The following is a 22,900-nucleotide window of genomic DNA, read 5'->3' on the forward strand; positions in this document are numbered from 1 at the left end:
CAGGAACCATTTTGTCATTATTTGCTAGTTAAGGACATCTCACCAGCCAGAGGTGTAATCAATTTCCTTCTGATTTCATCTTCATCCGTTTCGTTGGCCAATAGAAACATCATCTTACATATAGCGGCTTCGGAGGTAATATCCCCTCCACTGAGCACCCCCAGTCGTTTAAGTTCCTTGCTTGTTTCATACCTCCCTTGGATCACTCGGCCACCATTGCACTGGGACACGTTCAGGATGATGATCCCTTTGTCCACTGCCTTCTGGATAGTATCTATAAACCAAGGCTCAGTAGGGCTATTACCTGAGCCATATGTCTCCAAAACCACTCCCCTCAAGTCTTTTATATTAAAGATGCTATCGATTACCTCTGCTGTAATCCCTGGAAACAACTTCAAGATCATCACCCGTTTGTCCAGCTTATTGAGGTACCTTAACTGCACTCCTTCCTTATAGGGTTTGATCGCAGCATAATTATAATCAATAACAATCCCTGACTCTGCCAAAGGAGGGTAATTCTCTGATTCAAACGCATCAAAGTGGACACTCTGCATCTTTTTGGCACGATTGCCCCGTAGCAGCATATGGTTAAAGAAAATACATACTTCAGGCACTATAGGCTTCCCGTTGGCTTTGCTAATGGCTATCTCCAATGAGGTCATCAGGTTTTCCCGTGCATCCGATCTCATTGCACTGATCGGAAGTTGAGCTCCGGTAAAAATCACCGGTTTGGTCAGGCCTTTTAACATAAAACTCAGCATGGAGGCAGAATAAGCCATCGTATCCGTCCCGTGAAGCACCACAAAACCATCGTAGGTATCGTAGTTTTCATAAACAATATAGGCCATATCTACCCAATGCTGCATATTGACATTCGAACTGTCAATCGGTTCAGGAAATGAGATGACCGTAATGGCAATGTTAAGGTTACCTAAATTGGGTATTTTTTCTAGGATTTGGCCAAAATTAAACGGAACCAGTGCTCCTGATTCGTCATAAGCCATTCCCAATGTCCCTCCCGTATAAATAATCAGCACTGAGGACTTAATCTCACTTTTTGCCGCTGTATTTAATCTTACGATTTTATAATTCATCCTTCAGGCCGGTTAAAGAGTTGATTTGCATTTACGTTCGTGGTTTTGGCGACCTTATCCATGGTGGATTCAGTAAGGTCCCCTACCCGTTCGGCAATAATCGGAATATACTCTGGTGAATTTCTTTTGCCCCTGTAGGGAACCGGCGCCAAATAAGGCCCATCTGTCTCCAACACTAAATGATCCAGGCCAATTTCAGGCAGCACCTTATCCAGCCCTCCGTTCTTGAAAGTGGAAACTCCTCCAATCCCCAACAAAAAACCCATTTCTATAATTTCCTTTGCTTGCTTCACTGTACCCGTAAAGCAATGGAAAATACCAGTGAGACGGGCATCGTTCATCTCGCGGATAATGGCTATGGTTTCATCGATTGATTCTCGACAGTGAAGCACGATAGGAATTTGTTTTTCTTTCGCCCAGCCCACTTGGATCTTGAGCGCTTCCTTTTGTATATCAAAAGAGCTCTTATCCCAGTACAGGTCAGTCCCGATCTCGCCGATAGCAACAAACGGACGCTTAGAAAGCCAATCCTCCATCACGTATAATTGCTTTTCAAAATCCTTATCCACATCACAGGGATGAAGCCCCATCATGGGTACGCACACAGCCGGATAACGCTGTTCGGCCTCCAACATGGCGTCGATCGATTCCACATCTACATTGGGCATGTAGATTTTATTCACCCCATTTGCTTTGCACCTTTCAATGACCTCATCTCTGTCATCGTCATACTTCTTGGAATAAATATGGGCATGGGTATCAATAAATTGCATCAGTATCTCCTCTCTTTCCAGTTAATTTTCGAAGGCCAAAAATAATACACTATTGTTGACCATGAAATTACTAGATAATAAACTTCAAAAATAAATAATTCCCAAACAGGAATAGAAATACTTGCTTTTTTTGCCAGAAACCACACAAAACATACCTGCAAAAAGACTTTACCCCCCCAAATAACCAGCCCCAAGCTTGGATCAAAAAAGATTATGCTTAGCACAAATGGAAAAAACAGTGCCTGTAGTGCCAATAATGCCTGCCAGTACCACCCAAGACTCAAAGCCCCCTTCATCCAGCGCTTGCGTTGCTTTAATAAATCTGCCACCCCTGTCTCCGCTTTGGTGGTCACAAGACTCTCTTCTACAAACTCAAATACCGGACGATACCCGGCCTCTTTGATGGCTTTGCCCATGGCAAAATCTTCGGTTACCGAAAATGACAACCCTTCAAATCCCCCTACCTTATGATAAGCCTTTTTACTGATCAGCATATTATTCCCTACTGCAGTAAGTAAATTTCCCCTGTCTGAAGTCACCTTTATCATTCCTAGGGTCAACCACCAATCTTGTCCTTGCATCTTGGCTAAAAGCCCCCTGCGCCTCACGTGTGTCACCCCCACCACCAGCCCGTACACTGGTTTATAGGCACTCACCATTCTTCTAACCCACTTTGGATTGACTTGACAGTCTGCATCTGTAAACAGCAACAAGTCTCCAGTAGCCACATGGGCCATTTGAGCCAAGGCATTGGCCTTACCGTTAAGATGTGAAAACATCGGCTCCACCCCTACTTTTACTCGATTGGGGGCTTGGCTTACCCACTGATCAATGATCGCTCCGGTACGGTCACTGCTTTGATCATCAGCTAATATGATTTGTATTTTCCGGGGTGGATAATCCAGTTCTTCCAAGGCAGTAAGGCATGCTGGCAGTGTATGCTCTTCATTACGGGAAGGGATAAGAAGGCTTACAGCAGGCCATATAGTCACTGTATCTGGTCTCCCATGCTCCTTGAATGAGCTTAGAAAATAATACACCAATAAGCAATCTTGAAAAATCAACAACAATACCACTGTACAGGAAAACCACCATATCATAATAATCCCGATTCAAATCCTTTAGCCTTAATAAAGGTCAAATACTCCGGCAATACCTCTTTGATAATTCCTTGGGTCTTCTTCTGGTCATGAAACAATACAATCGCTCCATTCTTAGTATGTGCCTTGGTTTTTTGAAGACAGGTTTTGGCTGATTGTCGTCGGTCATAGTCACCTGATAGGACATCCCACATTATCACTTCATAGTACTCAGCAAGCTGCACTACTTGTTTTTTTTTGATCCTGCCATATGGGGGGCGAAAAAAGCGGGGAAAATCTCCTGTCACCTCAAAAATAACATCACTGCACTCTTGCACATTCTTATAGTATCGGCGATCCTCAGTAGCAGTACCCTTTAGGTGATTAAAAGTATGGTTCCCGATCTGATGACCTTCTGAAATAATCCTTTTAGCCAATTCTGGATGCTTTCGCACATTATCTCCCACACAGAAAAAGGTCGCCTTCACTTGGTGCTTTTTCAATTCATCCAATACAAAATCAGTCACTCCCGGCACTGGCCCATCATCAAATGTCAGGTAAATGACCGGTTCTTTGCGGCTTCTGTTCCATGTAAGGTTAGGGAGAAGCCATTTTACTATTTTTGGCACATGATGAACGACCATAATATTATGCTCATTTAAACCGCATACTCAACAGTGTAATATCATCTCTTCTAGGGGCACCATCGGCAAATACATTCCACTCTTTAAAAAACTCCTTATGAAACTGTTCTGGCTCCTCACATAGATTTCGGTTTACAAAGTCCACAAATCGCTCATCACCATATTCCTCATCTTGTTGATTGAACACCTCCGTAAGGCCATCGGTAAAAAGATGGATGGTAAACCGGCTCAGCCCATACCTCTTTCCCACCTCCAGAAAGGGGAGCTCGCGAAAAGCCCCCAAAATGGTGGTCCCTGCATCCAGCAACTCGCTCTTTCCCTCATCCTCTCTGCAAAGCACCGGGGGATTATGGCCTGCGTTGATATACCGTAAGGTCTGTGTCTTATAATTATAGTATCCTAGAAAAAAGGTAATAAACCGTTCTCCATTGGTATTTTCAAATATGGTGTAATTCAGCTGATCCGCAATCATTTTCAGATCGGATGAACTTCGTAGCAGTGTCCTCAGTGCTGCCTGAAAATTAGACATCAAAAGTGCTGCTGGCATCCCCTTGCCCGACACATCGGCAATACAGAAAAAGACTTCGTTTTCGGATTTGCGAATAAGGTCATAATAATCCCCTCCCACGGTACTATGGGGAAAATAGGTGACAGTGGCATTCAGCCGCTCTGTCTCGGGAAGCTCTGCCGGAAACAACATCCGCTGCACATTACTGGCGATTTCTACTTCCTTTTTGAGCCGCTCTTGTTCCAGCTGCCTTCTGGCAAACCGCTTATTCTCCAAAGCCACCACCAGGATATTGGTCAATGCCTGGGTAAAATCCAAGTCTAGGTTTTTATCACTGTCCTTGGTCTTCAGCAGCAAAATGGCCAGCATTTTATCTTTATGGTACACAGGGACATAAATATCCAGTTCTGTAAAAGAATACTCTGGTGGCATAACCAGATTGAGCTTGCCTATATCCCTGTTATCATCTACATCACCATGAGGGATCATAGCCGGAATATTCTGCTTTACCCCATGCTTCACACGCTCTTCAAAACCATTTTGGTCGGCCACATAAAGTACCAATGCCTTGATATTCAAATGCACCAAACATGTAAACTTGAATATAGTGAACAACACCTCCTCATTCTTGTTTTCATTGATCGCCTGGGTGATCTCCAAGAGTGCTTTCAGCTCTAGTTCCTTTCTTTGGTATTTTACTGTCTCAGTAGTCAAAACCTTTCCTGTTATTTATAATGTATTGTGCTCCATCAAGCCCTTCTTCGTGGCCAAATAATAATAAAGTGTACCACTCTTCATGACCTCGACCTGATCAAAAATCTCTTGGTCAGGCACCAACAGACACTTGATCAATCTCCTCTCGTATAACCCCTGCAAGGTAGTCAAAAGGACTTCATCTTCCCAGTCAAGCACCTCTTTTAAGTAGCTATATGGCTGTACAAAATACAGCTCATCCATCAGCTCAAACTCTTCTTCTGACATTATTTATGATTGTTTTTGGTTAATTAAGCACCCACTGTAGACCTTCTTCCTCTCCACTTGGACGGGACAAAAAAGGAGGCAAATGCCACCCCTAATACATAAACTGGGTGACAAAAACTGGCAAACACAAAACTAGTCATTGGTGGTTTTACCTGATAAGTCTTTAATACTTTGTTCAGGCTAAAATACTCAAATATTATTTTCAAAAACCAATATATCGCAAACATCACCACAAAGCCCCCACCTCCAAAAAGCAATATTACAGTACCTATACTGACCAATGAAAACCCAATACTAGCCACAGCTCCAATGGCATTCCCCAAAAACTGGTGCTTGTTCCACTTGCTCGCCCAGCGGGATCGCTGGTTCAAAAACACCCGCCAACCACTGGACGGCTTGGTCTTCACCAACACCTTGCTTGCCGTCACATACCTAATAGACTGATGTCCAAACCGCTTCAACATTTTTTCCAAGAGATACGAGTCATCTCCTGACATTTGCCCACTGTTTCCCTGGTATCCGCCGAGGTGATAGAATGCCTCCTTTCGGTACCCCATATTCGCCGCACTACACATAATGGGTTTTCTTGTCCGAAAAAAGAAATTGGTCATCAAAAGAATACTCGCCCATTCTATTTGTTGAAAGTACTCAAAAACACCTCCGTTGGCACTGGAGACCACTGGGCCAGCCACCATTTGTACTTTCGGGTCATCAAATGCCCTGAGCATATTCTGCACCCAATCTGCCGGCAATGCACAATCTGCATCAGTAGTAAGGATAATGTTTGCATTGGCCATGACCACTCCATGCTCCATCGCCGCCTTTTTCCCCACACCTTGGCTATCGACCAGTTTAAAATTACTTTTCTTTTCTGCTTCGATCCATTGCCTCGCCAGCGTATCGCTTCCATCTTCACTATGATCATTAATAAGGATCACCTGGAGATTTGGGTAGCTGAGATTGGCCAAGTTTTGTAATAAGCCGGGTAGGTTTTCTTTTTCATTCCGAAAAGGCACCAATAAGCTCACCGGATAGTCCACTCCTCCTTCCACAGCCATTTTGGTGGCCTTTGGCCGCTTCCACTTCGACGACAATAATACCAAAACCAGCAGATAGACTGCCAGTGCAGCAAAAAAGAAAATTGGCAAAAGGTTCATGTCGATGGAAGGATTTCTAGTAAATTGCGCTAATGAGCAAAATAGCGAAAAAGGAGGTGAAAGAGCAAATCATTTTGGGAATAGATCCTGGAACGAATGTCATGGGCTATGGCTTGATACTGGTGAGAGGCAATAAGTATGAACCGCTCCAGTTTGGCGTGATCCATCTGAAAAAATACGGCTCTCACGAATTAAAGCTCAAGAAAATCTTCGAAAGGGTAACGGGCATCATCGATGAGTTCTTACCGGACAAGGTTGCCCTAGAAGCCCCTTTTTATGGTCAAAACGTCCAATCCATGCTCAAACTGGGCCGAGCTCAGGGAGTGGCCATGGCGGCGGCTCTGGCCAGGGACATCCCCATCGCTGAATATTCCCCGAAGAAAGTCAAACAATCCGTCACGGGCAATGGAAATGCTTCCAAAGAACAAGTGGCCGAGATGCTCAAAACCCTGCTGCATATCGATGTCCCCAAACTCTTGGATGCCACCGACGCCTTGGCCGTAGCGCTTTGCCACCATTTTCACGATGGACGCCTGCAGACCAGAGGCCGATCAGCTGGCTGGAAAGCCTTTCTGGATGAAAATCCCGGCCGAATTAAATAGAACTAAAGTCTCAGAAAGCGCTAGTTTCGTCAAAAAACCAGCTCCGCTTTCTGAGACTTTAGCCATTTTGATTACTTGGAATCACCCGGAAAATGCACCCACCCCTGGGCTTTCAGTTCCACGGCAGTTTCGCTTTTGGTTACCATAAACTTACCGCTTTCCTCTTTGGTGACATGACCGATGAAGTGGATGTCAGGATGTTTTTCCAATTTGCCAAAATCCTTTTGGTCAATCGTAAAAACCAACTCATAATCTTCTCCACCGTTCAGCACGCAGGTAATTGGATCCATATTGAATTCCACGGCCGTGTCGTAAGTCTGCTTATCGATCGGCAGCTTATCCTCGTAAATGGTTACGCCTACTTTTGATTGTTTACAGATATGAAAAAGCTCCGAGGCCAGCCCATCTGACACGTCCAACATGGAGGTAGGCACCACTCCAAGCTCTCTTAACTCATGAATGATATCCATTCTGGCATCTGGCTTTAGCTGCCTGCCCGTAACCAGGGTATATTGATCCAGCTGCGGCTGCATGTTGGGGTTGGCCATAAAGACTTCCTTCTCCCGCTCCAAGACCTGCAAGCCCATCAATGCTCCCCCGAGATCACCGGTCACACAGACAATATCATTCTCCTTGGCGCCTGAGCGGTACACTTCTTTGCCTTTTTCCACTTCGCCGATTGCTGTAATCGAAATCACCAATCCAGATCGGCTGGAAGTGGTATCGCCACCGATCACATCAATATTGTAGTGCTCAGCAGCGGCATTGATCCCGGCATATAAGGCTTCCACTGCCTCCACGGCAAACCTGTTGCTGATCGCAATGCTCACGGTGATCTGCTTTGGGATCGCGTTCATCGCTGCGATGTCCGAAATATTCACCGCGACGGCCTTAAAACCCAAATGGTGCAAAGGCGCATACGAAAGGTCAAAATGGACTCCTTCCAGCAATAAGTCGGTGGTCACCACCTTCACCTTATCGCCGGCATCCAGCACTGCTGCATCGTCTCCGATTCCTTTTAGCGTATCTTCGTGGCGAACTTTTATTTTTTCATTGAGCCGATCGATCAGCCCAAACTCGCCTATTTCTCCTATTTCCGTTCTCTTCTCGCTCATAAACTTATAGTCTCTAATCTATTATCTCTTTTCTCTTTGTCTTACGCTGATCTTACTATTTTGCTATTATCGGTCTAGTAATAAGGATAGTAGCGGATTTACACGCAGTAAACCTTCGGTTAAACACAGATCTTTTTTATAATTACTTACTTTTATTTTAGCGATTAAACCGCAATTATTTTTTACACATTGTTGTAAGCAGTGCTTTTTTATTCACTTACTTAATTTCAATATTCTAAACGCTCCTTGAATTACCAAAACAAAAACGACTGTTCCGATAATCAAATCAGGTTTACTTGAACTCAACCAATTTACCAAAAGTCCAGCGATTATTACTCCTAAATTGATAATCACGTCATTCGAGGTGAAAATCATACTCGCTTTCATATGTGCCTCTTCTTTACTCTTTGACTTTTGCAAAATGTAAAGACAAATTCCATTCGCAATAAGGGCAAAAATCGAAACGATAATCATTGTCGAAAAATCGGGAAGTTTCTCTTCTCCAAAAAATCTTCTTAAAACTTCTACAAATCCAATAATTGCAAGTGTGATTTGAAAATATCCAGCAAGTTTTGCAATCCGTTTTTTTTTAGTTAATGTTCCGCCAACCGCAAACAAGCTAATTCCGTAAACGAAACTGTCGGCAAGCATATCCAAACTGTCGGCAACAAGCCCCATTGATTTTGAGATTATCCCCGTTGTCATTTCGATAAGGAAAAAGGCAAAATTAATTGCAAGTACAGACCAAAGTAGTTTTTTTTGGTTTACATTTTCTTTAAATTCTGTTTGATCGGTTTGTTCAGTTGATATTATCTTACCGCCTAAATTCAGTTCGATAACGGACTTTTCGATTTGGTCGGATTCTCCGCGGTGAAATACAGTCAATTTTCGGTTCGGAATATCAAAGTCCAAATTCGCAATACATGAAATTCCGTCCAATTTCATTCGGATTAGATTTTCCTCTGAAGGACAGTCCATTTTGGTAATTTCAAATATCGTTTTATTCATTCAGTTTCAGGGTTTTTCGGTATTACTTACAACTTGGCACAATTCCACCAATACCCCATTGGTACTTCGGGGATGCAAAAATACAACTAATTTGTGATCTGCCCCTTTTTTTGGCACATCATTGAGCAATTCGAAGCCTTCTTCCTGCAGCCTCTCCATTTCAGCATGAATATCATCCACTGCAAAGGCCACATGATGGATACCCTCTGACCTTTTATCGATAAATTTGGCAATAGCACTATCATCCGAAGTAGCTTCCAATAACTCTACCTTGACCTCTCCCATTTGGAAAAATGAAGTCACCACGGCCTCTCCTTCCACTTTTTCTTCCTTATAGGCTTCCCGACCAAACAACCTGGAAAACAATTCATTGGATTTTTTCAGGTCTTTTACCGCTATTCCCAAATGTTCGATTTTTCTCATGGCTGAATTTTGTGTAATTTTGTATGTGGAATTAATTTTAAGGTAAGTATGTTTACGTTAAAACAGTTCCCAATTGATTAAAATTCCAGCACTAAGTCTCAAAGAACACTAAAATTCCCTTTTTTGGATTGTGTTCTTTTTATCGCTTAGTTAGTAAAATCTACATAAAAAAACATAAACATTAAGCAATATGATCATCGTTTCAGACCAAGCAAAAGAGCGGATTCAAGAATTGAGACAGGAAGAGGGCCGAAAGGAAAATGAAAATATCCGGGTCTCTGTCAAAGGCGGTGGCTGCTCAGGATTGATGTACGACCTGGGTTTTGATGAAAGCATCAAGGATAGCGACCAGGTATTTGAGGACCAAGGTGTCAAAATCGTCGTGGACAGAAAAAGCCTGCTCTATCTGGCCGGCACTACCTTGGAATTTTCTGACGGCCTCAACGGAAAAGGCTTCCAGTTTGTCAATCCCAATGCTTCCAGAACCTGTGGCTGCGGAGAAAGCTTCTCGATTTAGTCATAAGCTATATTAAGACGTTGATATTACAAGTAAAAGACCGGACAATCCGGTCTTTTTTTATGGATCAAGAAGTAGTGAGGACTGAAAGTGCACTAGACAGGGATCAAGCAATATTTCTGGGGGGAATAAATTTCGACACACTTTCTTGAATTTTTTCCCTATCGATTATTGGAATAAATCGCTATTGGTCTGTAATGGGTTTTAGCGTGAATTTATAAGCGCTAGGAAGATAATTGCTGCTAAAACAATGAAATCATTTTTGATGTTTACCATGGGCGTTGCCCATGGCTATGGATGTTACGCCCTTTCAGGGCTTTTTTATGCTACTTGGCTATTCCAATTTAAGAAAGAAATCAGCGCAAATCATAATCATCTGTGTCATCAGCGTTCCATCAGCCCCCAGATTTTCCGCTTGATCCATAGATAGGCCAATGCACAAATCGGGGTAAAGTGCCAGCGGCACGGATGATCACTATGCCTACACGAAAATTGTTTTCTTTCAACCCGGATTATGCGTTAGGAATCGTAGTGAGAGCTGAAATTGCAAGAAAATCAGTTAGTTTGGAGGTATTAGCGTAGCACCGCTACGGTTATGCCGAAAACTAAAGTGAAACGGCTGATTTTGAAGCAGTTTAAGGTCGCAACAGATAGGCTAATGCATATTCCGGGTTCCATATACTAAATGCGTTTGCCCTGCTTTTTCCCCAGGCCATTCGCTATGTTAGCAGGCTTTTACTACCTTTGCCAAAACTGAAATTAAACCCAGATATATGGAAAATACGATTAAAAAAATCGCGTTAAACGACAAGCACATTGAATTGGGCGGAAAGATGGTGCCTTTTGCAGGATATAATATGCCTGTACGCTATTCATCCGACAAAGAAGAACACAACACCGTACGGAATGGCGTAGGTGTCTTTGATGTTTCGCACATGGGAGAATTTATGGTCACTGGCTCCAATGCTTTGGCACTGATCCAAAAAGTCACTTCCAATGATGCTGCCAAACTGGTCATTGGCCAAGCGCAATACTCCTGTCTTCCCAACGAAACAGGAGGAATCGTAGATGACCTGCTCGTGTACAAAATGGATGAAGAAAAGTACCTACTCGTGGTCAACGCTTCCAATATCGAAAAAGACTGGGACTGGATCAATAAACATAATGACATGCGGGCTGAGCTGGAAAATATCTCAGATGAGATGTCCCTATTTGCCGTCCAAGGCCCAAAGGCAGTGGAAACACTCCAGAAAATAACCCCAGTAAACTTAGACGAGGTGAAATTTTATCATTTTACCGTTGGTGAATTTGCGGGCAAAAAAGACGTCATCATCTCTGGCACAGGATATACAGGTGCTGGAGGATTTGAAATATATGTCAAAAATGAAGATGCCGTGGATGTATGGAATGCCATCTTCGAAGCTGGTGCAACTGCTGATATCAAGCCCATAGGATTGGGCGCTCGTGACACTTTGCGAATGGAAATGGGCTATTGCCTTTATGGCAATGACATCAACGACACCACTTCTCCACTAGAAGCTGGCCTTGGCTGGATCACCAAATTCACCAAGGACTTCATCAACAGTGAAAACCTGAAAAAGCAGAAAGAAGAAGGCGTCAGTAAAAAACTGGTAGGCTTTAAGTTTAAAGACAAAGGCATCCCAAGGGCCCATTACCCAATTGTCAATGAATCAGGCAGACAAATTGGCGAAGTGACCTCCGGCACCATGTCTCCGAGCATGAACATCGGCATTGGTCTTGGCTATGTAGAGAAGGAATATGCCAAAGCAGGTACTGAAATTGCTATTACCATAAGAAACAAAAACCTAGCGGCTGTGGTAGAAAAGCTCCCACTGCTAAAGAAATAAAGTATAAATCAAACCAAGGCTGTCTCAAAAGCCCACGTCGTAGCGATAGTGAAGAGAAGTACCCTCTTCCTTTGTGCAACAAAAGGATGTCAGGACCACTTCGCTTCGCTCGCGATAGTTGATACCGAAAGCTCTCGGAGACGTAATTCACCTTTTGAGACAGCCTCTTCATACAATAATGAACAAAATCGAAATCTGTCTGAGTCCAGAACTGATCCATCTCCATGACCTAAAGGGTAAAATCGTGGTAGTGGTGGATATTTTTCGTGCCACTTCCACTATGGTCACCGGGCTGGCCAACAAAGTAAAATCCATTACCCCCGTTGCTGGACTGGAAGCCTGTCGGGCCATGAAAGAAAAAGGCTATATCATCGCTGGCGAGCGAAATGGCCAAACGGCAGCAGGTTTCGAATTGGGAAACTCCCCCCTCAGCTACCTTAACAATGCCTTCGAAGACAAAAAAATCGCCGTCACTACCACCAACGGTACCCTCACTATCGAAAAATCCAAAAAAGATGCTGCGGAAGTGCTGATTGGTGCTTTCTTAAACCTTAAGGCTACCGCCGATTACCTTATCCAGCAAGGCAAGGATGTCGTCATCCACTGCGCTGGCTGGAAAGGAATGTTTAACCTCGAAGATTCATTGTATGCCGGTGCTTTGGTAAACGTGTTGGCAGGCCACTTTGGCTATGATTGTGATGGTGCCATCGCCATGAAAGCCCTGTATGAACAACATCAAGATGATCTCAAAGACTTCCTCAGCCAAGCCTCCCACGCCAAACGACTCCAAAACCACAATATTGAAGCGGACATCGACTTCTGCCTTACCTTGGACAAATTTGACTTTATCGCCAAGCTTCAGGGAGAAGCGCTTGTGAAAGTAGACCTGCAGGTCGTTTAGAGCCACAGGAAGAACCTCCAAAGTCCAAAATTAAGGATATTTCATTTTCACATATAACCATAACTTATCAAAAGAATCTTGGTGATCTTTTGTGGAAATATTTTGGCAATTCACCCTTCTACACGATCAGGACAGAAATCAGGAACAGCTTTATTTGTCTCAACGACTCAATGCTTGCCAGTGCTTGCTGGGGCAGAGAGACATAACCCAGATGTATTTACAATGAGGGCTAAGCTTTGACATATCGGAAAATTGAGGTAAAACCTCAATGCTCATCGTACCGGGGCACAGCCCTCGGTACAACCGTGAATTGACTAATGATGTTAAGGATTTCAAATCAGGAAAACGAAGGGTATTTGAACCTAGGGATATACAACGCTCATTTGTCTCAAGACTCACGTCTCAGTACTCTTGTCTCAAGTCTCACATCTCACTACTAGCTCCTTGCTCCTTGCCACTTTTCAATTTACCTTTGTGCCCCATGGAAAAGCACCACCTATTTATCCAGGCCAAATTGGACCAAGCCTCCGCTTACAATCGGCTGAGGACGCTAAAAACTGCGCCTAGGGAAAATACCGATTTCTTTTCCAATGACTATCTGGGCTATGCTACCAAAGGCCTTTTGGAGCAGCAGACTTCCCCGCTCGCTCCTTCGCACTGGTCAGGGTCCACAGGCTCCAGGCTGATCAGCGGAAACCACCCAGAAATGGAACAACTCGAAAGAGACTTTGCCAGTTTCATGGACAGTCCTGCTGCTTTGCTGTACAATTCAGGCTATATGGCCAATACAGGATTACTCTCCTCGCTAGGAGAAAAGGATAGCCTATTTATCTTCGATGAGCACGTTCATGCCAGTATCAAAGAAGGCATGCGGCTTGGCTTTGGTCAGAAAACGGCCTTCAAGCACAATGATCTCAGGGATTTGGAGAAGAAATTGGCATTCCATGCGCAAAAAGACAAAAGGCTAATGGTGCTAACAGAAGGCCTTTTCTCCATGCATGGCGACAGCCCTGACATCGGTCAAATCCTCGGTATCTGTCAACAACATGGAGCAGCGCTGATCATCGATGAAGCACATTCCCTGGGCACTATAGGTGAAGAAAACAAAGGAGCTTCCTTTGGTTTTGCGCAGCATCCCAATTTACTGGCCAGGGTGATTACATTCGGAAAAGCTGCCGGTGGACATGGCGCTATGGTATTGGGAAATAACGATCTCAGAAGCTTTCTGATCAATTACAGCAGGGCCTTCATCTACACCACTGCCCCATCTTGGGATCAGCTGTGCAGTATTGGAGCAGCATTGAAACTATTGGCTTCCAAAAGCAATTTTGATGCGCTGGCGAAGGCGGTGGAGATTTATCTGGAAGTCGCTCCTGCCAGTTCCCCCAGCTTTTCCAATAACCAAAGCCCCATACAATACTGGCGATGCGACGACGTACCACTACTGAAAGAAAAGGTGGGGCAATTGCAAAAATCAGGCATTAATTGCTACCCAATTCTTTCTCCAACCGTAAAAACAGGCGAAGAAAGGATACGGATCGTATTGCATGCTTTCAACACAAAAGAAGAAATTACCCAATTGATCAATCTACTCAATGCATAAAATGAAGGATAAGGTTTTTGTCACAGGTATAGGCACGGGCATCGGCAAGACCGTCTGTGCAGCAGCACTCTGCAAGACCTTTGGACATGCGTACTGGAAACCGGTTCAGTGCGGTGATCTAGAGCAGTCGGACGCTATGTTTGTAAAACAGCATAGTCCACACACCGACATCTTACCGGAAGCCTATCGGCTAAAAACACCACAGTCACCACACCTGGCAGCCAAAATGGAAAATACCACGATCCAGTTGACCCGCCAGCTTATCCCAGACCATCCAAAATGCTGCATCGAAGGAGCTGGTGGGCTGATGGTCCCACTGAATGATGAAGAGACTTTTTTGGATTTTCTGGTTTCGAGTCGCCTTCATCCGGTGATCGTCATACGGCATTATCTAGGCAGTATAAACCATAGTCTTCTTACCTTGCAGGTTTTAATGCAAGCAGGTATTGAGGATTTTACGGTCATTTGGAACGGGACAGAAAACACTTCATCCGAAAGTGCTATCCTTGGCCGTTTCACTCCTACCGCACAGTTTCGTATGCCTGAATGGGATGATCAACAAAGCGGACTCCCCTTATTAAATCCTTTGGACTAACTCCTAAAACCGACACATTTACATGGGCAACAGTCATATCAGCATCACCAAGGCCATGGGCATCAATCCCCTTGGATTTTACGCTTCTGAAGAAAACGACCGATATACTTCTTCTCATCATGCACTTGATCAAAACGAACGAGGCGACTGGAAAGGAAGCATTTCTGATGAAATCTGGCGCGACATCAATGGCTACATAACTAGCCTCGGCCATAAGTCAGAGCGTTTTCCGGAAGAGGCTAAGCTGCTTTCATTTTTGATCCATCACATGCACCTGCAGCCCCATGAAAAGCAACTGATCAACGCCGCTACTTCGAGGGGAAGCATTGATTTTCTCAGCCAAATGCAAGTGGATCACCACAGTTTGCCAGTATGGACTTCTCCCCATTCCACCTTGGGTTTTCCCAGCAGCTGGCCAGCCTTGTTGCATGAAGCTGATGCTCCTTTGTTCTTTCAGTCATCAACCTGTAGCAGTTTTGGACTGACGCTCCAAAATGCCTTTGCCTGGCTCAACAGCGGAATGGCGGATAATTTTATCGCCGCAGCCGTAGAATGCCCCACTGCTGGACTGACTATTGACCAGATGAAGGCCATTAGGATCTATGCCAAAGATGAGGCAATACCCTATCCTTGCCAATCCATGGATTTTGAAAAAGCCACTAACACCATGGTCCTCGGCGAAGGTGCCTATGCTTTTCAATTAGAAAAAAACAACCCCAACGAATTGGCCCAGCTCAAAAGTGTAGGATCCGGAATGGAAAAAATCAACCATAGCACTGACCTTTCACCAACAGGAGATTGCATTGTTTCAGCTGCAGAAAATGTTTTTGGGGAATTTCATAAAGGAAAAATCGACCTGATCATCGGACATTTCCCAGGGACAAAGCTGGGTGATTTGGCGGAAAAAACCGCCTATGAAAGGATCTTTGATAACGTACCTTTTACCATCTCCAACAAATGGAAGATCGGCCACTCCCTTGGCTCCAGCCTAGCAGCCAATCTGGACTTGGCCATTAACGTCCTCCATCATCAGGAGCTGCCCAAACTCCCCGCCTACATCCAACAGGAAATTGCCCCTCCCACAGCAATCAATAATGTCCTCATCACGGCACTGGGCTTCGGCGGACAGGCCATTTGCGCTGTGGTAGGAAGGTAAGAGATTAGATAAAAGAAATTAGAAGCAAGATACTAGCAGCCGGAGTTGTGCGCCCTTAATTCGTGTTAGCCGGATTAATTATTGGTTTCATTGTCAAAAATTGCAATAACGGATCAAGCGGAAAAGTGGGAGGATTACGTAATAACCTGAGCTCGACTTATTTTTAGTATAAAAAACGTCATAGCGAACCCTTTTTAGGAGGATGTGGGTTGGAAAAGGGTGTGGCAATCCCCAAATACGAAGACTGCCACGGCTTCCACCCCTCAAACCTCCCCCTAAGCCTCGCAGTGACGGTTTTATAATCGAACTGAGGTTAATAGCCCGGATAGAACACTGATTTACTTCAGCGGGTCAGGTGGTGCAGCTGATTAAGATTTGTACTGGTTTTTTCTTAAACCCGCATTATGCCTTAGCCTATCTATTGCAACTTGCAAACTACTTTAAAACTGGCAAGTTCCCCCTTGGACTCGCTCGGGGATCGTATGTCGGTGCCTACTTCAGCTTATCATTGTTTCTATGGCGGTCCTTATCCCGGATATTTTTCTTTTCGAAGTTCTTTTCCAGTGCTTTGGTAAGGTCCACGCCAGTTTGGTTGGCCAGGCACATTAGCACCCACAGTACATCGGCCATTTCATCGCCAAGGTCAGCATCCTTATCGCTTTCCTTGAATGACTGCTCACCATACTTTCTGGCAATGATCCTGGCCAGCTCCCCCACTTCTTCTGTAAGAATGGCCATGTTGGTGAGTTCATTAAAATACCGGACGCCAACGGTATTGATCCAGTGATCCACTTGCTGCTGTGCTTCTTCTATTGTCATGGGTAGCTATTGATTATTGTGTTATTAGTTAAGCATTTATACATTCCAACATAAAACATTCAACCCGGATTATGCGTTAGGAATCGTAGTGAGAGCTGAAATTGCAAGAAAATCAGTTAGTTTGGAGGTATTAGCGTAGCACCGCTACGGTTATGCCGAAAACTAAAGTGAAACGGCTGATTTTGAAGCAGTTTCAGGTCGCAACAGATAGGCTAATGCATATTCCGGGTTCAACCTTCTAAGCTTTCTTAACCACTTTTCCCTCTTCCAAGACCAGTTCATGGTCCACCACGTTGGGAATATCCTGATCATAGTGACTGACATAGATCATGGACACCGCTGGATGACTGCCAATATGGGCGACCGTTTCTCTAAAAAGCAGTCGCTGCTCATCATCCATACCCTGCGCTGCTTCGTCCAACACCAGCAAAGCGGGTGACTTGATCATGGCCCTGGCAAGCAAACAAAAGCGTTGGTTTTCGAGAGGGATCTGTGTCAAACGCATCTGGGCAACATGCTCGATCCGAAATAGCCGCAACCAGTCCATCGCCTGCTTTTCCTGCTCCGCTGTCACTTTCTTAAACAGCCCTATGGTATCAAAAAGCCCTGAGAGCACCACTTTCAGACAGGTCTGATTAGCCGGAAAGTACCTGGCCAGCTCTGGCGATACAAAACCAATCGGGCGCTTGATATCCCAAATCGTCTCTCCAGTCCCTCTTTTCCGGTCAAAAAGCACTATATCATTAGCATAGGCCTGTGGATTCTCACCATTGATCAGACTTAGCAAGGTGGATTTTCCAGCGCCGTTATGGCCGCGGAGCACCCAGCATTCACCCTGCTTTACCTGCCAGTTGACATCATCCAAGATCACTTTTCCATTGTACTGGATATGTACATGGTTCATCTGGATCAGGGTCTCAAACTTCGCCACTGGCTTTAGCTTTATCAGTTCGTCCAGCTTCTTATGATCAAACTGGCTCAAAGCAGCATGATTGACCAAGTCCACTTGGTGAAAATCCTCTCGTTTGGCTACTTCAGTGACCTTCCCTCCGTCCAAAATAGCCACATGGGAAATGGCTTCTGGAATTTCATCTGGGGAAGTGGTCATGATCACCTGAATACCGGAATCGGTGATCGCCGTTAATACCTCCCCAAAATGTGCCCGTGTGTCCACATCCAATCCTGTCATGGGCTGGTCCATCAGAAACAATCGCGGATTGCGAAGTAGTGCACAGGCAATCGCCAACCTTCGGGACTCACCATTTGATAGCTTGATCAGGGATTTATCCTTAAGCTCCTCAAGTTCCAGCAATTCCATCACATTGTTCACCTTCCAATGGCCACGTTGTTTTGCTTGCACTCCTTCTAGTTCCTCCTTAACGGTGGCTGCTTCTTCTGATTCAGAAGAATTGAACCGCTGCTGGTAATAGAAGTTCTGGAGGTTGGACTTGTTGGTAAAGGTGTACTTTTGGGAAACCACTGCGATCAGGTCCCGAAAGCTATTGATCTTCCCTGCTGCAGTCATCTCTTGCTGATAATCCACCGCAAAATCACGCGTCACCCTTCCTGCAGACAAAATGGTCTTGCCAAGGATCGTCTCTAGGAAAGCGGTTTTCTCCGCCCCCGAAGCACTTAGGATGGCCCAGTTTTCCCCGGTGCTCATCGCAAAGTCCAGCCCTTGAAAAATCGTCCTGTCAAGGTACTTTACATTTGCGCTTTCTATGGAAAGAAATATATCCTGTGTCATTTATTTACTTGTTTCATGCCAACACCAATTAATCCCGATGTGGTATTCAGATAATGTACTTGTTACTTATAACTCCAAAATAACCTCGCCGAACCTTTTTGCTACGGCTGGGAAGAAAATCACTCCTTCGTACCTCGCCCTTTGTGCCTCATACTTCCAATACCTTCCTACACTTTATTTTTGGTATCGATCGTAATGGTCACAGGGCCGTCATTGACCAAGGCCACTTTCATATCTGCCCCAAACTCGCCCGTCTGAATCGGTTTCCCAAGGTCCTTCTCCACGGTAGCGATAAACTGTCTATACAGTGGAATGGCCACATCAGGCTTGGCCGCTTTGATATAAGAAGGGCGATTGCCTTTTTTGGTACTGGCATGAAGGGTAAATTGGCTGATCAGCAGTATATCACCGCCTATATCAATCAGGCTTTTGTTCATCACACCATTATCATCGCCAAAAATCCGGAGATTGACCATTTTTTTGCTTAGCCAAGCAATGTCCTCTTCGCTATCGGCATCTTCAATCCCCAACAGGACCATAAGCCCTTGGCCTATTTGCCCCTTGATATGGCCATCAATTTTAACCGAAGATTCAGAAACTCGCTGAATAACTGCTATCATTGTATTCCTGTGTTTAATAAAAAGTTGAAGATAGTTGAAATCAGGCAAGATATACAGTTTTACCGATGTCATTTTGGCAATGGCCCTTACACTGGGTGGCTTTATGATCTTCAGCGGACTACAAGCTCCCCTACAGCATGAGCTCAACCCACTCTTTGATGCCAATCAATACGAAAAGGCTTATGGGTATTTTACTGGAAAGGCAGATGACTACCTTGTAAACTATCCCTTTAGCGTCCGTATTCTGGTACCTTGGCTTGCAGTCCAATTACCATTCGGTGACATCACCAATAACTTCAAGGCCATCAACCTGTTGTTTTCCCTGGCTTGGGTTCCATTATGGTTTTTGGTTTCGGACAAAGTCGGCTTTGACCGTATCAAAATGTGGATAGGGTGGTTTTGGATCACTTTCCACTGGGTAGGCGTTTTAAAGGGAAACCTCTCCGACCCCATCAGCGTGGATGTTCCGATCTATTTTTTCCAGTTACTGTTATTTTATTGCTTAATCGGCAGAAAGTGGGGATGGCTAATACTGATCACTCCATTGATGACCATCCAAAAAGAATCCCTATTGCCACTGTTGCTGGTGCTCATCATTTATCCCGGAATACCATTATGGCGTCGTCATGACAAAAAAGCCCCGATAGCCCTTTTAGCTGCTTTTCTGATTAGCTTGGTCACCCTGAAAATAACTGGGCACTATTTTCCTCCAGCTAATACCGGAAAGAACGGAGCGGTAAACCTTTTCTATAACACCTTGGGATTACTTGGACACCCTGATCTATTCCTTCGCTGGATATGCGCTATCACCTTGGCTTATGGAGGATTCTTGTGGGCTTCGATCCGTAATCGTCACTTTCGGCCAAACCCTCTCCCTCAGCACCAACAATGGCTGATTCCACTGGTGGGCACTTATGCCTTTTTCAGTCTTTTTGCAGGAGGTGACTTTACGCGAATCGCTTTTTTAGGCAGTCCTTTTATCATGCTTTTGCTACTAAGCAAATTGGAATTGACCACTAAACAATGGGGGATTTTGCTGGCCATCAGTATCCCTGCCATGAGAGTACTAGGAGGCATTCCCGACGGGGGTGCAGATTTCGAAGCATGGAAGACGTGGTATCCTGCGTATGCCCCTTGGAAGTGGCTAGCGCTCTACTGCGTTTATACCGCAGCAGTCATAATAGTTTCTTGGAAATGGCTAAAAAACACTTTGCCACGCCAAAGATGAAAGAAATTCTAGCGTAGAATAACCTAGACTCCCTTTCTCACTCAAAAATCTGCATCTGCTTGGATTCAATGATTTTCACCACTTCCAGTTCATCGTTCAGTGCCTGATGGACCATGGCTTTGGCCACTTGATGGTCATAGATGGGTTTGTATTTCTTGAACAGCCCAACTGAGGTAATGGCCTTGGCGGCCACCTTCCCCAGACTTTCACCGATACGGGTTTCCTTGCGGTCGCCAAGCAATACGGATGGCCTGAATATCCCCAAATAACTGAAGGGGATCAACTTAAGGTCCTCTTCCACTTCGCCTTTCACTTTAGAATAAAATACAGATGATCGCTGGTCTGCCCCCAGTGAACTGACGTATAAAAACTTGCTAGCCCCCCACTGGTGGACCCATTTCGCAAAGCTGATCACATAATCATGGTCGATCTTATAAAAATTCTCCTTGGACTTGGCCTTTTTGATAGTCGTCCCTAAAGCACAAAAAGCGTGGATTTTCACTTTTTCTTTTTCGAACGCCTGAACCAAGTCATGGTTTTCTCCCCCAATATCGTTTTGGCGAAGCTTATCCAACAAACTCACTTGCTCCAAATGATCAAAGTCAACCTCCACCTGAATCAATTTTTGCTGTTTGAAAGCCAACGGTCTTCGGGAAACAGTGATCACATGATCATAAGTATTCTCCTTGAACAGCTGGTGCAGCAGCTGCACACCGATCAAGCCTGAAGCTCCCGAAACTATGGCGATGGTTTTCATTGTTGGATATTTTATTGGGATAATAAGTTTATAAATTCCCCTTCTAGGCTTTGATTTTTGTCCTTGGCATACCACAAGTGGATAGATTTTTTAAATTCCTCAGGAGAAACACCTTTTGGGTCAGCCTTATAAGCCAGTAACATTTCTTGCATTTCCTGTGGCCGTGGCCCCAAGTAAACAATATTTCGAGTGATGCAGCGTCCAAAGCAATCAATTTGGGAATGGACCGTCCGCCATTGGTCAAGAACTCATCCATCACTTCCAAATTCTCATCTCTCAGAATGTACTTAAGCTGAATTTTGTCGTTGAGTCCTGCGAGTTTTTCAATATACGGAATATTCTGGGCGGCATCTCCACACCAAGCTTCCGTAAGCACAAGCCATACCTGATTTCTATCTATTTTTTGTACTGACGCTGCAGCTGTTTCACTGACTTTGGCCGTTTTGTCCCAACGCTTCATCCGTTGGACGTTGATACGGGTATAGTCCATCATGGCTTCAGAATGATTATCGCCTGTCGTTTTATTCTCTAGAAGAAGTCGGTCTATCAGAGCACGGTAATCACTGTAATTTTGTGCTTGATCGATCAGCTCATGCGTGATCAAAGAGGTAATGGCAGTCATATAGTTTCCTTGTTTTTCAGCTATTAACAAGCTCACCTATGCCTTAGTTCTCTCCCATTCCAGAAAATCCTCGATATCGCCCTGCATGCTTTTGGTAATGGCCAAAAGGACAGAGAGATCATCTACAAAGCCAAGACCGGCTATAAAATCCGGGATAAAATCCAGCGGCATGACAAAATACAACAAGCCCAGCACCATTAACACCAAGGTTTTGGTAGAAAAAGCCCTGTATTCATTTTTGTAATAAGCCCTGACCATACGGATCACTGTTTCTAGGTAATAACGGGATTCCTGAACCGTAGGATTATCGGCTACCTGATGAAGTTTTTCTGACACTTTCTCTAGCAATTGATGTAGCTTTTCCTTGCTGTGAGCTATGCGCTCTGCTTTTTTATGATACACCCTTTTTGCTTTACCGAGCAAATTCCCTTGTTCATTTCTCCTGTTTTCCATAATCAACGTCGCTTAAAAGTACACTCTAATTTCAGATTTCACTTTCTTTAATGCAAAAGATATGCCGTCATTCTTTTGATCCAGAGAGCGTTGAAAGATCCTTTTGGCCAAATCCATGCCTTTATCATCAGGATTTACATCCTGCATGGAAGAATTGACCAGTGTGATCACTCCCTCCACGGCGCTCTTTACACTCTCCCAGGTATCATCCGAGAAATAAACCTGCTGGGAAAGGTTATGGTTATACTCTTCCCTGATCTCCTGCAATAACAGTCCATGAAGCTCCCTTGCTGAATAGGACTGGTCATTTACTCTTCTTACCAAATTATTGGGCGTAAGCCGTTCCAGCAAAAGACAAAGCCGCTCGCCTGCTTGTAACCTGATGGGTAAGACAACTTTCGTGTTTTGGGTTTTCAACTCCACCAGCTTCGACTCCCGGTCTTTGGAAAGGAAGGAGACCACGACCAGGTACATCCCATAAATCACAAGCCCCGCTGGCAAAATAATCTTTAACAGTTCTACTATGTACTCCATTTACTATTTTTCATTAATTCCCGAATATCTAAAATATTTCAAAGAGAAGTTGATTATTTGTCATTATTTTTGAACTATCCAATTGTCCGGAACATT

General features: G+C 44.4%; 25 protein-coding genes. 8 read left to right on the top strand and 17 right to left on the bottom strand.

The features are described from left to right. Nucleotides 1-17: 17 nt before the first annotated feature. Genes DN752_RS06955 through DN752_RS06985 form a run of 7 tightly spaced genes read right to left on the bottom strand, consistent with a single transcriptional unit; the run spans nt 18 to nt 6,236 of the window. Complete coding sequence (locus tag DN752_RS06955) at nt 18-1,094, bottom strand: asparaginase (RefSeq protein ID WP_112783273.1); 1,077 nt, start codon at nt 1,092-1,094, stop codon at nt 18-20. Beyond that, complete coding sequence (locus DN752_RS06960) at nt 1,091-1,867, bottom strand: TatD family hydrolase (protein WP_112783274.1); 777 nt, start codon at nt 1,865-1,867, stop codon at nt 1,091-1,093. The genes DN752_RS06955 and DN752_RS06960 overlap by 4 nt, the downstream gene beginning before the upstream one ends. After that, nucleotides 1,867-2,967 carry a glycosyltransferase gene (locus DN752_RS06965; protein ID WP_112783275.1) on the bottom strand — a complete coding sequence of 367 codons (1,101 nt, stop codon included), beginning with the start codon at nt 2,965-2,967 and terminating at the stop codon, nt 1,867-1,869. Before DN752_RS06965 ends, DN752_RS06960 begins: the two co-directional genes overlap by 1 nt. Further along, the gene (locus tag DN752_RS06970; protein WP_112783276.1) at nt 2,964-3,590 is read right to left on the bottom strand and encodes a polysaccharide deacetylase family protein; all 627 of its coding nucleotides are present in this window, start codon (nt 3,588-3,590) and stop codon (nt 2,964-2,966) included. Before DN752_RS06970 ends, DN752_RS06965 begins: the two co-directional genes overlap by 4 nt. 10 nt (nt 3,591-3,600) lie before the next feature. After that, on the bottom strand, nt 3,601-4,812 hold the full coding sequence (locus DN752_RS06975; protein ID WP_112783277.1) for a PP2C family protein-serine/threonine phosphatase: 1,212 nt from the start codon (nt 4,810-4,812) through the stop codon (nt 3,601-3,603). Between the two features lie 15 nt (nt 4,813-4,827). Then, entirely contained in the window at nt 4,828-5,079 is a 252-nt protein-coding gene (locus tag DN752_RS06980) for a hypothetical protein (RefSeq protein ID WP_112783278.1), read from the bottom strand. A 23-nt stretch (nt 5,080-5,102) separates the two neighbouring features. After that, nucleotides 5,103-6,236 (bottom strand): glycosyltransferase, encoded by a 1,134-nt coding sequence (locus DN752_RS06985; protein ID WP_112783279.1) that lies wholly within the window; start codon nt 6,234-6,236, stop codon nt 5,103-5,105. A 32-nt stretch (nt 6,237-6,268) separates the two neighbouring features. On the opposite strand from DN752_RS06985, the gene ruvC reads away from it, so the two are divergent. Continuing rightward, nucleotides 6,269-6,838, top strand: a complete 570-nt coding sequence (gene ruvC / locus DN752_RS06990) for a crossover junction endodeoxyribonuclease RuvC (RefSeq protein ID WP_112783280.1) — start codon at nt 6,269-6,271, stop codon at nt 6,836-6,838. A gap of 71 nt (nt 6,839-6,909) precedes the next feature. Here the strand turns inward: ruvC and thiL are convergent, their stop codons facing one another. The 3 genes from thiL to mce all read right to left on the bottom strand — a co-directional run bounded on the left by thiL (nt 6,910) and on the right by mce (nt 9,384). Continuing rightward, nucleotides 6,910-7,953 (bottom strand): thiamine-phosphate kinase, encoded by a 1,044-nt coding sequence (gene thiL, locus DN752_RS06995; RefSeq protein WP_112783281.1) that lies wholly within the window; start codon nt 7,951-7,953, stop codon nt 6,910-6,912. A gap of 213 nt (nt 7,954-8,166) precedes the next feature. After that, nucleotides 8,167-8,961: a cation transporter gene (locus DN752_RS07000; protein WP_112783282.1), complete on the bottom strand. Its 795-nt coding sequence runs from the start codon at nt 8,959-8,961 to the stop codon at nt 8,167-8,169. Between the two features lie 6 nt (nt 8,962-8,967). Beyond that, the gene (gene mce / locus DN752_RS07005) at nt 8,968-9,384 is read right to left on the bottom strand and encodes a methylmalonyl-CoA epimerase (protein WP_112783283.1); all 417 of its coding nucleotides are present in this window, start codon (nt 9,382-9,384) and stop codon (nt 8,968-8,970) included. Between the two features lie 190 nt (nt 9,385-9,574). Between mce and DN752_RS07010 the strand changes: the two genes are divergently transcribed. From DN752_RS07010 to DN752_RS07035, 6 genes are all read left to right on the top strand, one after another. Further along, the gene (locus tag DN752_RS07010) at nt 9,575-9,901 is read left to right on the top strand and encodes a HesB/IscA family protein (protein WP_112783284.1); all 327 of its coding nucleotides are present in this window, start codon (nt 9,575-9,577) and stop codon (nt 9,899-9,901) included. 773 nt (nt 9,902-10,674) lie between these two features. Beyond that, nucleotides 10,675-11,769, top strand: a complete 1,095-nt coding sequence (gcvT, locus tag DN752_RS07015; protein WP_112783285.1) for a glycine cleavage system aminomethyltransferase GcvT — start codon at nt 10,675-10,677, stop codon at nt 11,767-11,769. Between the two features lie 178 nt (nt 11,770-11,947). Beyond that, nucleotides 11,948-12,670 carry a 2-phosphosulfolactate phosphatase gene (locus DN752_RS07020; protein WP_112783286.1) on the top strand — a complete coding sequence of 241 codons (723 nt, stop codon included), beginning with the start codon at nt 11,948-11,950 and terminating at the stop codon, nt 12,668-12,670. A gap of 481 nt (nt 12,671-13,151) precedes the next feature. Further along, nucleotides 13,152-14,273: an aminotransferase class I/II-fold pyridoxal phosphate-dependent enzyme gene (locus tag DN752_RS07025; protein ID WP_112783287.1), complete on the top strand. Its 1,122-nt coding sequence runs from the start codon at nt 13,152-13,154 to the stop codon at nt 14,271-14,273. Beyond that, complete coding sequence (bioD, locus tag DN752_RS07030; RefSeq protein ID WP_112783288.1) at nt 14,266-14,868, top strand: dethiobiotin synthase; 603 nt, start codon at nt 14,266-14,268, stop codon at nt 14,866-14,868. The genes DN752_RS07025 and bioD overlap by 8 nt, the downstream gene beginning before the upstream one ends. A 22-nt stretch (nt 14,869-14,890) precedes the next feature. Next, on the top strand, nt 14,891-16,024 hold the full coding sequence (locus DN752_RS07035; protein WP_112783289.1) for a beta-ketoacyl-[acyl-carrier-protein] synthase family protein: 1,134 nt from the start codon (nt 14,891-14,893) through the stop codon (nt 16,022-16,024). Between the two features lie 492 nt (nt 16,025-16,516). Here DN752_RS07035 and DN752_RS07040 read toward each other — a convergent pair whose 3' ends face one another. The 3 genes from DN752_RS07040 to dtd all read right to left on the bottom strand — a co-directional run bounded on the left by DN752_RS07040 (nt 16,517) and on the right by dtd (nt 19,210). Then, nucleotides 16,517-16,843, bottom strand: a complete 327-nt coding sequence (locus DN752_RS07040) for a nucleotide pyrophosphohydrolase (RefSeq protein WP_112783290.1) — start codon at nt 16,841-16,843, stop codon at nt 16,517-16,519. Nucleotides 16,844-17,081: 238 nt separating this feature from the next. Beyond that, a complete protein-coding gene (locus tag DN752_RS07045; protein WP_112783291.1) occupies nt 17,082-18,590 on the bottom strand; it encodes an ATP-binding cassette domain-containing protein in 1,509 nt (502 codons plus the stop codon). Between the two features lie 167 nt (nt 18,591-18,757). After that, entirely contained in the window at nt 18,758-19,210 is a 453-nt protein-coding gene (gene dtd, locus DN752_RS07050; protein WP_112783292.1) for a D-aminoacyl-tRNA deacylase, read from the bottom strand. Between the two features lie 34 nt (nt 19,211-19,244). Here dtd and DN752_RS07055 point away from each other — a divergent pair, with 34 nt between their 5' ends. Beyond that, complete coding sequence (locus tag DN752_RS07055) at nt 19,245-20,438, top strand: hypothetical protein (RefSeq protein ID WP_162633147.1); 1,194 nt, start codon at nt 19,245-19,247, stop codon at nt 20,436-20,438. A gap of 37 nt (nt 20,439-20,475) precedes the next feature. Here DN752_RS07055 and DN752_RS07060 read toward each other — a convergent pair whose 3' ends face one another. From DN752_RS07060 to DN752_RS07075, 4 genes are read right to left on the bottom strand one after another with little or no spacing between them, the layout of a single operon-like run. Then, the gene (locus tag DN752_RS07060; RefSeq protein WP_112783294.1) at nt 20,476-21,195 is read right to left on the bottom strand and encodes an NAD-dependent epimerase/dehydratase family protein; all 720 of its coding nucleotides are present in this window, start codon (nt 21,193-21,195) and stop codon (nt 20,476-20,478) included. Between the two features lie 43 nt (nt 21,196-21,238). Next, a complete protein-coding gene (locus tag DN752_RS07065; protein ID WP_245949482.1) occupies nt 21,239-21,817 on the bottom strand; it encodes a thioredoxin family protein in 579 nt (192 codons plus the stop codon). A 36-nt stretch (nt 21,818-21,853) separates the two neighbouring features. Beyond that, the gene (locus DN752_RS07070; protein ID WP_112783295.1) at nt 21,854-22,270 is read right to left on the bottom strand and encodes a YkvA family protein; all 417 of its coding nucleotides are present in this window, start codon (nt 22,268-22,270) and stop codon (nt 21,854-21,856) included. 12 nt (nt 22,271-22,282) lie between these two features. Next, nucleotides 22,283-22,804, bottom strand: a complete 522-nt coding sequence (locus tag DN752_RS07075; protein ID WP_112783296.1) for a DUF7935 family protein — start codon at nt 22,802-22,804, stop codon at nt 22,283-22,285. Nucleotides 22,805-22,900: the final 96 nt, after the last annotated feature.

Origin of the sequence: Echinicola strongylocentroti, from assembly GCF_003260975.1 — a bacterium.
Classification (GTDB): domain Bacteria; phylum Bacteroidota; class Bacteroidia; order Cytophagales; family Cyclobacteriaceae; genus Echinicola; species Echinicola strongylocentroti.